Source organism: Pseudomonas sp., from assembly GCF_033723075.1.
In the GTDB taxonomy this organism is placed as follows: domain Bacteria; phylum Pseudomonadota; class Gammaproteobacteria; order Pseudomonadales; family Pseudomonadaceae; genus Aquipseudomonas.
The window spans coordinates 1-14,823 of sequence record NZ_JAWVXU010000041.1; the positions used below are offsets into that span (position 1 = coordinate 1).

Sequence of the window (14,823 nt, forward strand, 5' to 3'; positions counted from 1 at the left end):
CACCCGCGCGTTGATCTTCTCGCACAGCTCGACGTAGGGCTCGTAGGCCAGCACCTGGAAACAGGTGTGAGTGAGCTTGGTCAGCTGCTCCTGCACCGCGGCGATGACTTTGGGGTGCAGGTGGCCGGTGTTGAGCACCGCAATGCCGCCGGCAAAGTCGATGAACTCGCGGCCTTCGACATCGGTGACCGTGGCGTTCTGCGCCCGGTCGGCGAAGATCGGGTGGATCTGCCCCACACCGCGCGGGACGGCAGCGGTGCGGCGTTGCATCAGGGATTCGTTGGTTTTGCTCATGGTGTCCTCATTCGCCGCTCATCGGTCGGCGTGGTTCAAGGATGAAGTGACCGGGTTAGCGCGATAGCAGCATACGATGATCGACTGCTACAACCCTCCCGGCCACGGGGGATAATTCTTTTGCCTCACCGATACAGCACCCTAATGGAGCGTAGCGAGTGAAGGGGAGGCAAGGCGACAGTGTCGGGAAAAGCGCAGTTGGCTCCTGCCAATGAGCATTTTTCCCGACCCCGCCGACGCGGCATCGCCAAAGCGCAGTAGCGACTGACTAGATACCCAGGCAGAGGTACTTGATCTCCAAGTAGTCCTCGATGCCGTACTTGGAGCCCTCGCGGCCCAGGCCCGAGGCCTTCATGCCGCCGAACGGCGCCACTTCGGTGGAGATGATCCCGGTATTGACGCCGACGATGCCGTACTCCAACGCCTCGGCCACACGGAACACGCGACCGAGGTCGCGGGCGTAGAAGTAAGACGCCAGGCCGAACTCGGTGTCGTTGGACATGGCAATCACCTCGGCCTCGTCCTTGAAGCGGAACAGCGGCGCCAGCGGGCCGAAGGTCTCTTCTTTGGCAACCGCGGCGTGGTTCGGCACGTTGAGCAGAATGGTCGGCTCGAAGAAATTGCCGCCCAGGCTGTTGCCGCCGGCGACCAGCTTGGCGCCCTTGCCGACCGCATCGGCGATATGTTCCTGAACCTTGGCCACGGCCTTGTCGTCGATCAGCGGGCCGGTGGTGATGCCATCTTCCAGGCCGTTACCGACCTTGAGCTTGGCCACTGCCGCCATCAGCTTCTCGGCGAAGGCGTCGTACACGCCGTCCTGCACATACAGGCGATTGGCACACACGCAGGTTTGCCCGGCGTTGCGGTATTTGGACGCAAGGGCGCCTTCCACCGCGGCATCCAGATCGGCATCGTCGAACACGATAAAGGGCGCATTACCGCCCAGTTCCAGTGACACCTTCTTGATGTCCTTGGCGCACTCGGCCATCAACTGGCGACCGATTTCGGTCGAGCCGGTGAAGGACAGCTTGCGCACGATCGGGTTGCCTGTCAGCTCCGCGCCGATATCGCCGGCACTGCCGGTGACCACACTGAGCACACCCTTGGGGATGCCGGCACGGTGCGCCAGTTCGACCAGGGCCAGGGCCGAGAACGGGGTCTGCGAAGCCGGCTTGATCACCATGGTGCAACCGGCGGCCAACGCCGGGCCGGCCTTGCGGGTGATCATCGCCGCCGGGAAATTCCACGGAGTAATGGCGGCAGTCACGCCGATCGGCTGCTTGATAACCAGGATGCGCTTGTCGGCCTGATGGCCGGGGATGGTGTCGCCATATACGCGCTTGGCTTCCTCGGCGAACCACTCGATAAAGGAGGCAGCATAGGCGATCTCGCCCTTGGCCTCGGCCAGCGGCTTGCCCTGCTCCAGGGTCATCAGACGGCCGAGGTCATCCTGATTCTCCATCAGCAGCTCGAACCAGCGCCGCAGTTTGGTCGCGCGTTCCTTGGCGGTCAGCGCCCGCCAGGCCGGCAGGGCACGGTCGGCCGCTTCGATGGCGCGACGGGTCTCCGCGGCACCCATTTTCGGCACAGTGCCGATGATTTCATTGGTGGCCGGGTTGTTGACCTTGATGGTCTGGCCGCTATCGGCGTCCAGCCAGGTTCCGTCGATATAAGCCTGTTGACGGAACAGCTGGGTGTCTTTCAATTGCATGACATTCTCCTTCATCGCGACACCCAGGCGTCGGACGGTTATTGTTGGCACCACGGGCAAGCGCCCCTATAAAGATGTTCTGGCAGGCGCGATGCCGCGCTCTATCAATTTTAGGCAATCCGTCTGATTAGGATTGACCCGGACCGCACAGAGTTCCGAACGGTTTCAGCAAGAACGTTTGAAATCTCAAACGAATCCTAGGGTCATGAGGGGTAAAGGGCAATAGTCTGTTCGAAAAAATTAACGACTCATCCGATTAAGGGCCGTTCTGGCGATCACTCACGACAAATCCGCTGTATTCGTGCGCAATCACACACAAACCGCTAGCATGGACGCCTGCTCGCGAGATGCGTATGATTGCGCCCGCGCTGCACCAGTAGCTCAGCTGGATAGAGTACTGCCCTCCGAAGGCAGTGGTCGTGGGTTCGAATCCCGCCTGGTGCACCAAATAAAACAAGGGCTTAGGTGAAAACCTAGGCCCTTTTGTTTTGGGCTGTGCCAATTCTGTGCCTAAACCGTGCCGCACCATTACGCACGGATTGTGCGCTGACGCTCCCTTTGAGTACTGGCCTCGTGGGCTAGAAAGGCCGAGAAGACTTACTTCTCAGCGAATGACTCAGCCCAACATGCCCCTCATGCTCTGCTGCAGTGACGACTTGAGCACCGCATCGCTGGCCACCAGCCGGTACAGCTCCAGATCCTGACGCCGGCGTATCAGCATCACTTCCTCAAAGATCTTCTCGAAGGCCAGGGCACGGTGGTCTTCGTCCTGGCTCTTCTGATACTTGGGCTCGAAGTCCGGGTGTTCCTGAATACCCTGCAGAATGCTCAGGAACTTCACCCGCTTTTCCTCGGTGGTCACACCCCAGCCTCGGAACCAGCGCTCGTTGAAGAGCTGGATGATCTGATCCAGCGGGTCTTTTTCCTGCTCACCGCCATGCACCCCGCGCGGATTGGGGTTGGCTGGGTCCAGCTCAGTTTCAGCCTCGTCCAGGGCAATACTGTGGTTGAGCTTGACCCGTTCCAGCCCATAAGAGGAACCCCAGAAGCGGTTCCTTTAGTCCAGTCGCCAACAGGAGAGATTCCTTCTGATCGAAGTCTGCCTCGGCAGTAATGCTCGTACTCACTATCGGCCAGGCCGAACTTGGTGCGCGCAAATCCACTGTTACTATCCAGGCGGTACGGATAGAGACGAGCAACGAACTCCTGGGCGCACATGCTCGACGCCTGCATATCCGACGCGCAACAGCGGTTCGATGGCCGTGGTCATGGTGATATCCGTTAGTGGTGTGAAGCAAAAGGTTCACTCACGGCAAGGCGTGCCAGTAGGTAGTGGCAACCAAAAAAAGGAAGGCGCGGCGACTGCTACATAGAGCAGGCTAACGCCTTGAGCGCGGTACCAGTGCAGGGCAGGTAGAAGGTATGTAGCCATGTCCGCGCAGATGGAAACCATGCCACTCTCAATAGAGCAGATCTCCATCAGCGCGCCGTCACCCTGAAAAGTCAGCCGGGCATGGATCACCCGCCCGGCCTGACCTCTACTTCTGGCGAATACTAAAAATGGGGGGATTACCGGCGCTCCTGCTGCACCTGGCTGACCCAGCGGCGTAGTGCTGACTCACCAATGCCGAGTGAACGGCTGGCTTCGATGTAGCTGTAATCTTGCTTGAGCACGAGATCGGCAGCCTCGCGTTTGAATTCAGCAGAAAAGGAACGGCGTTGTTTGGTCATCTGACACCTCGATCTGGCGAGCATTCTCGCCTAAATGGGTGTCCGGAATCAGTAGACCACTACACAGCTATTTGGTGACAAATTGCTTGCCCAACATCCTTTCCTGCTGGTGCCTTCTTCTGTGAACCCACACAGCTGGAATCTTCTTATGAACCCAGAGTTGGCTACCGGCAAGTATGAGGTGGTCATGCAAGAGCCTCTACGCATTGCCCTCCGAAGGAATCAGCGAGGCTGAAGTCAGCCAGAAATGCATGGCTACTTCAGAGGATCTCTTAGGGGGGCCCTAGGCAAGCAATGGCCTGGGAGCTACCCGACTAGAGGACAAACAAATTTTAACAATGAACTGGCTGAGATTGTCGCCCCAATCGGTAAAATTCAGTTCGTAGGAAGACACGTTATCTAGACACGACACACCATTCAGAAAGCACAGTGCCTGCTGAACGAGCTCAGGCTTCAAGAACGCTTGACCTCCCTTGAAAAGTGAGCGCAAGCTCTCTTCAAGGAGAGAGCAATATGCTTGCTGTAAACGAAGAATCTCATGCGTTCGCTCTCTTGGCAAATACCGTATTTCTATTTGGGCGAGGAAGTGCCAATCAGGATGCGTCCGCTGGAACTCCAAATGGTGTTGAACGAAAACACTAACTCGCCTCTCCGGAAGAGAAGTGTTATATAGTCGGTCGCGTGTACTTTCAACTAGTTGCTCGAAACCTTCCTCAATGAGTTCCTGAAGCAGTTCTTCCTTACTTTCAATATGTGCGTATAGCGAGCCTGCCTGCAACCCCACGGCCCTGCCTAGCTGGCGCATGCTAACTGCATTGAAGCCCCGCTCAGCGAACATCCGAGTCGCAGCCTCAAGCAGTCGATAGCGCGGACTACAATCAAGACGATTGCTAAGTAACGCGACCATTACAACCCCCCTTCTATTTATGAAAAAAGGCGCCAATAATCTTTGAATGCAGCTTTGGAATAGCTATTGTTCCTTAAGGGAGATGGGCAATAGCTATCAGGTAAGCTACACTGCGTTAAAAGAAAGTGGACGAGGTATCTTTGCGCCTAACAAAGGACTGTTCAGGCAATTAGTGTAGACACTAAGATTGATGAGGGTATTACAAGCTTTTCGGCTTGAATGATCCTCACGTTCCCTCCTCTCCCCTTGAACGATTAAGTGCGGTTTTGACCATCCTGACGGAATCCAAATCTAGTCGGGTAGTCCCTATGCCATTGCTGGCCTAGCCCCCCCACCCCTAAGAACCGTACGTGCGACTTTCACCGCATACGGCTCAAGCCGTTGTGAGCTCGATCGAGAGCCGATCTATCTGCCTTGATTCCTTCTGGGTACAGATGGATCTTCATAACCCGCTCTGAGCTGGTCAGTTCCCGCTAAACGGACTCAGGTCGCGGACATGGGAATTCCATGCTCTTACGCACTGAACTGCACCCTTTCAGGCCCAACCTCATCTTCGCTCATGTGTTCAACGACCACGCAGAAGTCTGCCCGGTTTCCCGTGGAGTAATGTTCCAACCCCTATGCTCGGCGATATTATCGCCCTTGTAGGCACCCACCTTGTAGTGCATGGCCTCCTCCAGGCAGGCCAGCGGGAACCATCGTTGCGCGGATAGCCTGCTGGCGCTTTTTTCAGCAACCGGTATGGTTCGAGCCTGAACTGCCGCACGTGTCGCCTGCGATACCGCCCATCCTAAGGGAGGCCCGCGTTCAGGTAGGTGGTCTTCACCAGGGTATAGAACTCGCGGGCATGGCTGCCCTGCTCCCGCGGGCCGTAGCTGGAATGTTTACGGCCGCCGAAGGGCACGTGATAGTCGACTCCGGCAGTGGCCGCGTTGATCATCACCATGCCAGCTTGGACATGCCGCTTGAAGTGACTGGCGTAACTCAGCGAGCGCGTGCAAATGCCCGCCGAAAGACCAAACTCCGTATCGTTGGCCAGCGCCAGCGCCTCAGCGTAGTCCTTGGCCTTAAGTACCGAGGCGATCGGACCAAAGACTTCCTCACGGTTGACGCGCATGTGCGGCTCGGTTCCGATCACCAGTGCCGGACGCATGAAGAAACCACGCGTGTCCAGTTCCAGCACCTCGCCGCCGTGCACTTGGCCTCCTTCGGCCCTGGCCACTTCGAGATACTCCTGGTTCTTACGCAGTTGCGCAGCATCCACCACCGGACCAATGTCCACGTCTGCCGCTAGGGCGTTGCCAATGCGCAGGCGCTCCATGCGTTCGAGCATCGCCGCGAGAAAGCGGTCGTGGATGCCTGCGGTGACGATCAACCGGCTGGAGGCGGTGCAGCGCTGTCCCGTGGAATAGAAGGCGCCATTGATGCAGGCCTCGACCGCCACATCGAGGTCGGCGTCGTCAAGCACCACCATAGGGTTTTTGCCGCCCATTTCCAGTTGCAGCTTCTTGCGCAGCGGCAGGCAGGCCGCTGCGATCCGCTGACCGGTCTGTACCGAGCCGGTGAAGCTGATCGCATCGATCAGCGGCGACTCGCTCAGCGCCTGGCCGACCACGGCACCGCGGCCCATGACCAGATTGACCACGCCCTTCGGCACGCCAGCCTCGACCAGGATGTCGATCAGCGCCCAGGCACAACCTGGGGCCAGTTCGGCCGGCTTGAACACCACCGTATTACCGTAGGCCAAGGCCGGCGCGATCTTCCAGGCAGGAATCGCGATAGGGAAGTTCCACGGCGTGATCAAACCCACCACGCCGAGCGGCTCGCGAGTCACCTCGACATTCAGGCCAGGGCGCACCGAACCCAGAATCTCGCCGCTAAGGCGCAGGGCCTCGCCGGCGAAAAACTTGAAGATCTGCCCGGCACGGCCGACCTCGGCAATCGCCTCCGGCAGAGCCTTGCCCTCTTCGCGGGCAAGCAGCCGGCCCAGCTCCTCGCGGCGCGCCAGGATCAGGCTACCGGCACCGTCGAGCACATCGAAGCGCTGCTGCGGCGTAACATCCCCCCAAGCGGGAAAGGCCGCGCGCGCGGCGACGATGGCAGCCTGGGTCTGCGCGACATCGGCCTGGGCGTAGTCGCCAATAACATCCTCAAGGTCGGACGGATTGAGATTGGTGAGGTAATCGGCCCCTTCGCACCATTGGCCGTCGATGTAATTTTCATATCGCATGAATCGAATTCCTTCTTGAAGGTGTGGCGGTTCAGCCGAGCAGGCCGCGGTAGCCTAGACTGCGGTACAGAGCGCGAACACCGAAGTCCCAGGGCGGAATCGCCGTGGAATGGCGCACCTCGTTGACCAGCGCACCTAGGGTTGGGGTGGCGATTCTCACTCGATCATCCAGGTAATGAGTGAAACCGGAGCGGGCCTCGCCACGGTCCTGGATCGGCGAAAACATGGTGCCGAGAAACAGCATGAATCCATCCGGATACTGGTGATGCGCCCCGCTCGTCTGCTCGACCAGTTCCAGCGGGTCGCGACTGATTTCACCCATATTGCTTCGTCCTTCCAGGCGGAAACCGTCAGCGGCGCCCTCGATCAGCAGAGCGACTTCGCAGCGGCGCACGTCATCCAGATCGAAATGCTCATCGAACAGACGAATGAATGGGCCGATGGCGCAGGAACCATTGTTGTCCTTGGCCTTGCCCAGCAGCAAAGCGCTACGCCCCTCAATGTCGCGTAGATTGACGTCGTTACCGAGGCTGGCGCCTACCACTTGGCGCAACGCGTTGACCGCCAGGACGATCTCCGGCTCGGGATTGTTCCAGCGTGACTGCGGATGCAGCCCGACATAAGAACCGAACCCTACCGCCGACATTGGCTGGGCCTTGGAGAACACCTCGGCGTCAGGGCCGATGCCCACTTCCATGTATTGCGACCAGGCACCACGCCCGCTCAGCTCCTCGCGCAACGCCTCAGCCTCGGCCGAACCGGGGCGAATGCGCGAGAGGTCGTCACCGATCAACGCTTGCAGCGTGGTGCGAATTTCCTGAGCCTTGCCAGCATCGCCGGCGGCTTGTTCCTCGATGACACGCTCCAGCAGGCTGACGGCGAAAGTCACCCCGCAGGCCTTGATCGCCTGGACGTCGCAAGGTGCCAGCAGGCGCTCCTCAGCTTGTGGGTCGAGGCTGCGCTCCAGCCATGTTTCGACCGGACCGAGCGCTTCGCCGGGTGTATGCCGAGCGAGTTCGAGGCGATCGTCACGGTCGAGCAGATCGGCCATCAACGCCACGCTGCGGGTGATGTCGTAGAGCTGGCCGTCACGGACCACGACCAATGCCGGGCCATGATGAGGCGCGCCACGCCAAACCCGCCCTACCAGCACGGCGCGAGACAGGTCGTCGGGCAGGCAGGTGCGGCTATCTATGCGTTGCATCACCGGCCCTCCCCTGCGGCTGCCGACTGCGCGCCGGGCAGGTCGATCGAACGGGCGCCATGGGCTGGTCGCAACTGCCCAGGATAGAGCAACTTGCACAGTGCCTCGACGAAGTAGAAATCGCCAAACAAGGTAGCGCCGCGCTCGCCCAGGCGGTGCGGCATGGAATAGCAACCGTCGGTGAGCAGGCCGCGTTGCGCCGGGTCGCACGCCAGGTAGTCGGAGCACAGCGCACCAAGCATCCACTCGGCCTTGTCGCGCAGGAACGCGGCTCGTTGCGGGTCGTCGAGGCTCGCAGAGAGGTCGAGCAATGCCGAGGCGACAATCGCTGTAGTGGCGGTGTCGAGCGGACGGTCGCCACTGGGCGGAGCATCGAAATCCCATGGCGGCACCGGCTCGTCGCCGAGCCGCTCAAGGTAGTAGTCGGTGAGCGCCAGGGCATGCTCGGCATACCGCCGATCGGCGCTTTCCAGCCAGGACTGGGTGAAGCCATAGATGGCCCAGGCCTGCCCACGCGACCAGTCCGACTCATCGGCGTAACCTTGGAAGGTGTAGCCACGCAGAGACTCGCCGCTGACCGTGTCGTACTCCAGCGCATGGTAGGTGGAGCTGTTGGGTCGGACGAAATGAGCCCAGGTGAAATCGGCATGCGCCTGAGCCGCCAGGCGAAAGCTGGCATCGCCGCTATAGTCGGACGCCCAGTACAGCAGCGGCAGATTGGCCATGGTGTCGATGGCCGAGCTGCTACAGCCACGCGGGTCGTCCAGAGGCCCCCAGGACGACAGATAGGCACCGCTGGCGGTGGCGACGATGCGTGCCCGCAGACGCTGGGCAGCGCGCAACGCGGTTTCGGCACAGTCGCGCTCGCCGGTCAGGTACCAAGCGGGAATCGCGCTACTGTCAAAAATAAAACCTATGTCATGGGTGTGCGGATCGTCAGCACGGTGCTCGATCAGCCGTAGGCGCTCGCGAGCCAGCTCGAGAAAATGCTGCTCGCCGGTGTGGATGTGGCTGGCCAGCAACAGGCCAACCCAGAATCCGCAATGCCAGTTGCCGTGGCTCCAGGCTTCGCCCACGTAGCCCGCCGAGACCGAGGCATACTGAGTAACCCAGTTGCCTTGCGCGTCAGTATAGATAGGAAAGGCCAGCCCCAGGCTGCGTTCGTCCGCTACCAGCTTGCGCGCCAACAGGTCAAGCGCATCGCCAGCCTGCCTAAGCAGGGCGGGATCCGCCACGAACGGGGAAAGCTGCGCATTCACCATGGTGTATTGCTCCTTAATTGTTGTAATGAGTGCGGCCCAGCATAGGAATTCGCTTGCCGCAGTCGTTAGGACAATGCCGAGAAATGCTTGTACGATTCACCCGAGCTCGGCAGGTGCTGCGCGCTTTGGCTTGAGCGCGACATAGGTGCCGAGCACCACGCAAACCAGCCCGGCAATACGCCAGATGCCAAGCGGCTCATGGAGGAAGAGCACCGCGAACAACACCCCGGAAATCGGCAACCAGTTAAGGAATACCGAGGAGCGGCTCAGGCCGATGGTGGCGATGCCATAGGCCCAGGACAGGTTGCCCAGTGCCGTGGAAAATAATGCAGAAATACCCACTAGCCACCAGAAATTGCCGTCCAGGCCGGACAACCGCTGGAGCACAGCAGGCTGGTCAATACCAGCATGCAGCACCAGCAACACCGCGCCGAACAGATGCATGTAGAACCCCAGCAGCAGCGGCGGAACAGTCGCTGATACCCGGCGGATGCACACTCCGGCGGCGACATAGGTGAACAGCGCGGCGAACAGTGCCGTATCGCCTGAAGCACCCAAGTGCAGGGCCCCACCATGCAGCACCACTATCGCCGCACCGGCAAGGCCCAGGATGATGCCGATCAGACTGCGCCAGGTCTGCCGTTCGCCGAGCAGAAAGTAACCGAGCAACACCGAAAAGATCGGATTCAAACCGAGGATCAGCGCTCCGTTGGTCGCCGACGAGGTCGCTACTCCCTGGGCCAGGAACACCTGGTGCGCATAGACCATCAGCGCGCCGGCACCAAGCAGCCAGCCGGCATCCCGCCAGCCGACCCGACCGATGCGCTGACCGCGAAGCAAACAGATACCCCAGATGCACAGCAAGGCCAGCAGCATGCGCAACGCGGACAAGGGCAGCGCCGGCAGATCGGCCGCGAGCAGTTTGATCATCGAGACGTTGGCGCCCCAGATCATCACCGCGTAGGTCAGCACGCCGTATGCGGTGCTAGTGCTCTTGCGCGCCTCGGCCGCCAGCGCTTCAGGCGTCAAGGCTGACGGCGCCGAGAGTTTTCAGCGCAGACCGCCCTTCGACGACGCTGACGCCGTCCTGGTTGACTACTCGGCTTTCGCAGACCAGCACCTGTTTGGCCATCTTCTTCTCCGCCACCCGCACCTCTACATACAAAGTGTCACCGATATGCACCGCCCCCTTGAAACTGAGGTTCTGACCGACATAAACGAAACCCGGACCGGTCAGTCGGGTATGTACCGCGGAAATCAAGGCCGCAGAGAACATACCGTGTACTACACGCCGGCCAAACGCCGTGCCCGCGGCGAAAGCATCGTCCATATGCAGCGGATTGTCGTCACCGCTCAGCTCGGCGAACAAGGCAACATCGGCAGCACTGATCAAGCGACTGAGGCTGAAGCGGTCATCTACCTGCAGGCCATCGAAAGTGATCAGGGTTTCGCTCATCAGGACTCCTCCGTTTCGATCACCACCGACTGCTGCAGCAGCGCATCGATTGCTTCCGCACCGTAGCCCAGCTCTGAGAGAATTTCCCGAGAGTGCTCGCCATGCAGCGGTGGTGGCCGGCGCAGCGGCGGCACTTCGCCGTCGTAGCGCAACGGGTGGTTGAGCAGGCGGACTTTGCCGACACGCGGGTAATCGAACTCGACGATGCCGCGATTCCATTGCACCTGCGGATCCTGCTCGACCTGCGCATAGTCGTTCACCGGCGCATGCCAGATGCCGTGCTCGGTGAAGATCGCAAACCATTGATCGGTGCTCTTGCCACGAAGCAAGTCGGCGACCTTCGCGTTAATCTCGTCGCGTTTGTAGGCCTGGTCACGCTTGGAGTAGTCCTTTAGCGACGGTTCGGCGCAGGCCCGCGACAGCGGTTCCATTTCGCTCAGGGAAATCGCAATCCAGCCATCAGCGGTGCGGTAGATGCCGTACGGCGCAGGGTGAAAGCGCGAGCCCATGGCTGGGCTGGTGCGCGACCACAATTCCCCTTTGTTCAGGTAATAGTTGAACGGCTCGATCTGCAGGTCGAGGGCGGCGTTGAGCAGGTTGCTCTCTACCCTGCGCCCAAGACCGCTGTGCTGGCGCGCCAGCAGCGCGACGGTGACACCGAAGGCCGCGAGGATTGCCGCATGCTGATCGACGATCGCCGAGCCTACTGCGACCGGTGCCGACTCGCCGTCGCCGCTAAGCATCGCCAGGCCGCTCATCGCCTGCAACAGCAGGTCCTGGCCAGGACGTTGCACGTAAGGGCCATCGCTGCCGTAGCCGGTGCAGGAGCAATAGACCAGGCGCGGGTTGAGCGTCTTCATCGCCTCGTAGCCGAAACCTAGTTTGTCCAGCACACCGGGCCGATAATTCTCCACCAGCACGTCGGCCTCACCGACTAGCTTCAGGGCGATGGCCTTGCCTTCTTCGCTGCGCAGGTCGAGGGCGATGCTGCGCTGGTTGCGGTTGGCCAGCAGGAAGAACACGCTGACCCCGTTGAGGAAGGCATCGTGCCCCGCCCAATGGCGTTCGAAGGCGCCCTTCGGTGGCTCGACCTTGATCACGTCGGCGCCAGCGTCGGCAAGCATCTGCACGGCTGACGGCCCCTGCAGATAATGGGTAAAACTGACGACCTTGATTCCCTTGAGCATGTTCAGCCCTCCTGCCCTAGGCCCATGGCACGGGCGATAATTTGCCGCTGGATTTCCGAAGTGCCCTCGACGATTTCCAGTACCTTCGCGTCGCCGAAAGCACGGGCCACGGCAAACTCACTGCAGATACCGTAACCACCGTGAATCTGTATCGCCTGGTGCGCCGCGCGCATCGCGCATTCGCTGGCGTGCAGCTTGGCCATCGAGGCTTCCAGGGCGTAGGGCTGGCCGGCGTCCTTGCGCCGCGCGGCGTCGTAGATCGCCAGGCGCGCGGTGTAGGCGTCGCGAGCCATGTCGGCGAGTTTGAATTGCAGGGCCTGGAAGAACTCCAGACGTGAGCCGAAGGCACTGCGTTCCTGCATGTAGGCGTGCGCCCGGTCCAGCGAACCCTGCAGGATACCCAACGCCAGCGCGGCGATAAGGATGCGCCCGCCAGTCACGGTACCGAGGGTCTGGCGCAGCCCGGCACCTTCGACACCGAGCAGGTTGGCGGCCGGGATATGGCAGTCGTCGAAGAACAGCTCGTAGGTGCTCGAGGCGCGCCAGCCGATTTTCTTCAGCTTGCGTCCATAGCTCAGGCCGGGCGTGCCGTGCGGCACGACCAGATTGGAAATCGCCTTGCGTCCGTCCGGGCGGGTGCCAGTGACCGCGGCCACCACGATAGGCCCGGTGATCTCGGTGCCGGAATTGCTGATAAAGGTCTTCGCCCCGTTCAGCCGCCAGCCATCGCCGTTGCGCTCGGCGCGGGTACGGATGGCCGCGGCATCGGAGCCGGCGTTCGGCTCGGTCAGCGCGATCGCGCCGATCGCCTCGCCTTGCAGGATCGGCCGCAGCCAGGCGGCTTTCTGCGTCGCGTCGCCGAACTCGCTGAGCAGCGTCGCGACACTGGAGTTGGCCATAAAGGCGTTGGCGATGGCGCAGTCGATGCGGGCGAATTCCTCCAGCACGATGACGAACGACAACCAGTCGCCACCGCTGCCGCCATCATGCTCGGCATAGGGCAGACCGCTGAACCCATGTTGCGCCGCCTCATGCCAGATAGCGTAGGGAAACCCCTCTTCCTCCCAGAGTTCGGCAGCTATTGGAGCGATGTGTTCCTCGGCGAAGCGCCGGGCAGACTCGCGGATCATCCCCTGCTCTTCGCTCAGGCCGCTGGGCAACGAGCTCAGGGCCGATGTTAATGTGTTAGCCATTGTTCTGCTCTCCTGTCTTGCCGAGAAAGGCGCACAAACCGTTGCGTGCCTCAGGTCGGCTAAAATTCACGCCGTACAGCGCGGCTTCGAAGCCAATTCCGTCGGCGAAGGTCCAATCCTCTGCGCCGTTACACAGGCGCTTTGCCATTGCGAGGCAGATAGGGTCGCGCTCGACCAATCCAGAAACGAACTCCAGCGTTTCGGCACGCAGGGAGGAGGGTTCGCACAGGCGGCTAACTAGCCCCATGGCCAACGCCTCCTCGGCCGAGTAGCGACGGCCGCTGAAAATCATTTCCTTGGCCCGCGCCAGGCCGATCGCCCGCACGGCCAGTTGGGTACCGCCCCAACCGGGGAAGGTATTCAGACGGATCTCCGGAAAACCGAAGCTGGCCTGGCGCGAGGCGACCACAAAGTCGCAGGCCAGGGCCAACTCCAACCCGCCACCGAGGGCATAGCCGTTGACCATGGCCACTACCGGTTTGGGGTAGTCGCGCAGCAGCCGCACCAAACGCTGTCCGGCCTCCATCAAGACAAAGGAGGCATGTGGCTCAGCCTGAGCCAGATGCTCGATGTCGTTGCCGGCAATGAAGGCCCGTTCACCCTCACCGGTCAGCACCACGGCGCGCACTGCGGGATCATCCCGCATCAGTAGCAGTTGCGTTTCGAGCTGATTGAGGATCGCCGAGCTCAGGGCGTTGTGCTTGTGCACCCGGTCGATGCAGAGCAGTGCGACCACGCCCTCGCGACTCAGTTGCAGGATCCCTATGTCTTGGGCAGATCTGTTCATCGGTGCGCGCTCACAATACTTTCAGGTAGGTCTGGCCGTCGGCCACAGTGACTCCGTCCTGGTTCAGTACAGTGGCCTTGAAAATGCAAATGCTGCGCTCAAGGTTCTTCTCCACCAGTTCCAGTTGGGCAGTCACTGTCTCGCCGATGAACACTGGCGCGCGAAAGGTGATGTCGTATCGGTAGGAGACCGCTCCCGCGCCTTCGGCACGGCCCGCCAGGTAGCCCATCACGGTGGCGATGAAACCGATGGACAATGCGCCCTGGGCGATGCGCTTGCCGAAACGGGTCTGCTTGGCAAATTCCTCGTTCAGGTGCACCCCGTAGAAATCCCCGACTATGCCGGCAAAGAGGTAGACGTCGGACTCACCGACCGTCTTGGAAAAGCGCTCGATGTCGCCTATCGAATAGCGCTCCATATTGGCTCTGACTTGCATGGCTTTGCCCTCTTTCACTGTGCGGCCGGGATGGATTGTTCAAGCAACTGGTACAGGCGACGGCCTTCGGGAACCTGCTCGATAAGCTGGTCGCGCACCTGGACGGTCTTCTCGCGCATGGGGCCGACGTCGGGCTGGATCACGGTCACGCCCTGGGCCTGCATCTTGGCGATGGAACCGTCATAGGACTTCTTGTAGTAGTCGACGCCGTAGGCCAGCGCCTCAGCAGCGGACTCGTGCACCCAGCCCCGCTGCTGTTCGGTGAGCGAATTCCAGCGATGCTTCGACATGATCAGCAGCCCCGGCAGGTAGTGCACCCGGGTGATGCTGTAGAACTTGCTGACCTCGGTGAATCTGTCCATGACAAACTGATCGGGCGAGGTGTCGGCACCATCAATCACACCCTGCTGCAGGGCCATGTAGAG

14 protein-coding genes, 1 tRNA gene and 2 pseudogenes are annotated in these 14,823 nt (G+C 60.8%); 2 read left to right on the plus strand and 15 right to left on the minus strand.

Translation table 11 applies throughout. The features are described from left to right. Positions 1 to 294, minus strand: a 294-nt coding sequence (locus R3355_RS23710) for an aminotransferase class III-fold pyridoxal phosphate-dependent enzyme (RefSeq protein WP_318963044.1), incomplete at its 3' end; no start/stop codon positions are given. A 268-nt stretch (positions 295 to 562) separates the two neighbouring features. Next, on the minus strand, positions 563 to 2,005 hold the full coding sequence (gabD, locus tag R3355_RS23715) for an NADP-dependent succinate-semialdehyde dehydrogenase (RefSeq protein ID WP_318951193.1): 1,443 nt from the start codon (positions 2,003 to 2,005) through the stop codon (positions 563 to 565). Between the two features lie 370 nt (positions 2,006 to 2,375). On the opposite strand from gabD, the gene R3355_RS23720 reads away from it, so the two are divergent. Further along, positions 2,376 to 2,452: transfer RNA gene (locus R3355_RS23720), tRNA-Arg, on the plus strand. Positions 2,453 to 2,621: 169 nt separating this feature from the next. Here the strand turns inward: R3355_RS23720 and R3355_RS23725 are convergent. After that, on the minus strand, positions 2,622 to 2,948 hold the full coding sequence (locus R3355_RS23725) for a hypothetical protein (RefSeq protein ID WP_318963584.1): 327 nt from the start codon (positions 2,946 to 2,948) through the stop codon (positions 2,622 to 2,624). Between the two features lie 632 nt (positions 2,949 to 3,580). Beyond that, positions 3,581 to 3,736, minus strand: a pseudogene (locus R3355_RS23730) (transposase); the annotation flags it as partial. Between the two features lie 70 nt (positions 3,737 to 3,806). On the opposite strand from R3355_RS23730, the pseudogene R3355_RS23735 reads away from it, so the two are divergent. After that, positions 3,807 to 3,971, plus strand: a pseudogene (locus R3355_RS23735) (RES domain-containing protein); the annotation flags it as partial. Positions 3,972 to 4,019: 48 nt separating this feature from the next. Here R3355_RS23735 and R3355_RS24465 read toward each other — a convergent pair. From R3355_RS24465 to dctP, 11 genes are all read right to left on the minus strand, one after another. Next, the gene (locus R3355_RS24465) at positions 4,020 to 4,643 is read right to left on the minus strand and encodes a TetR/AcrR family transcriptional regulator (RefSeq protein WP_413243562.1); all 624 of its coding nucleotides are present in this window, start codon (positions 4,641 to 4,643) and stop codon (positions 4,020 to 4,022) included. Between the two features lie 790 nt (positions 4,644 to 5,433). Further along, positions 5,434 to 6,873 carry an aldehyde dehydrogenase family protein gene (locus R3355_RS23740; protein ID WP_318963586.1) on the minus strand — a complete coding sequence of 480 codons (1,440 nt, stop codon included), beginning with the start codon at positions 6,871 to 6,873 and terminating at the stop codon, positions 5,434 to 5,436. 31 nt (positions 6,874 to 6,904) lie between these two features. After that, the gene (locus R3355_RS23745; RefSeq protein WP_318963588.1) at positions 6,905 to 8,077 is read right to left on the minus strand and encodes a fumarylacetoacetate hydrolase family protein; all 1,173 of its coding nucleotides are present in this window, start codon (positions 8,075 to 8,077) and stop codon (positions 6,905 to 6,907) included. Next, a complete protein-coding gene (locus R3355_RS23750; protein ID WP_318963589.1) occupies positions 8,077 to 9,339 on the minus strand; it encodes a glycoside hydrolase family 88 protein in 1,263 nt (420 codons plus the stop codon). The genes R3355_RS23745 and R3355_RS23750 overlap by 1 nt, the downstream gene beginning before the upstream one ends. A gap of 96 nt (positions 9,340 to 9,435) precedes the next feature. Continuing rightward, positions 9,436 to 10,368, minus strand: coding sequence for a DMT family transporter (locus R3355_RS23755; protein ID WP_318963590.1), 933 nt, complete (start codon positions 10,366 to 10,368; stop codon positions 9,436 to 9,438). Beyond that, entirely contained in the window at positions 10,358 to 10,795 is a 438-nt protein-coding gene (locus tag R3355_RS23760) for a MaoC family dehydratase (protein ID WP_318963591.1), read from the minus strand. The genes R3355_RS23755 and R3355_RS23760 overlap by 11 nt, the downstream gene beginning before the upstream one ends. Further along, a complete protein-coding gene (locus R3355_RS23765) occupies positions 10,795 to 11,982 on the minus strand; it encodes a CoA transferase (RefSeq protein ID WP_318963593.1) in 1,188 nt (395 codons plus the stop codon). The genes R3355_RS23760 and R3355_RS23765 overlap by 1 nt, the downstream gene beginning before the upstream one ends. Before the next feature lie 2 nt (positions 11,983 to 11,984). Further along, the gene (locus R3355_RS23770; RefSeq protein ID WP_318963595.1) at positions 11,985 to 13,175 is read right to left on the minus strand and encodes an acyl-CoA dehydrogenase family protein; all 1,191 of its coding nucleotides are present in this window, start codon (positions 13,173 to 13,175) and stop codon (positions 11,985 to 11,987) included. Beyond that, entirely contained in the window at positions 13,168 to 13,962 is a 795-nt protein-coding gene (locus tag R3355_RS23775) for an enoyl-CoA hydratase/isomerase family protein (RefSeq protein WP_318963597.1), read from the minus strand. Before R3355_RS23775 ends, R3355_RS23770 begins: the two co-directional genes overlap by 8 nt. A gap of 10 nt (positions 13,963 to 13,972) precedes the next feature. Further along, positions 13,973 to 14,398 (minus strand): MaoC family dehydratase, encoded by a 426-nt coding sequence (locus tag R3355_RS23780; protein WP_318963599.1) that lies wholly within the window; start codon positions 14,396 to 14,398, stop codon positions 13,973 to 13,975. 14 nt (positions 14,399 to 14,412) lie between these two features. After that, a partial coding sequence (gene dctP / locus R3355_RS23785) for a TRAP transporter substrate-binding protein DctP (RefSeq protein ID WP_318963600.1) occupies positions 14,413 to 14,823 on the minus strand: 411 nt, incomplete at its 5' end.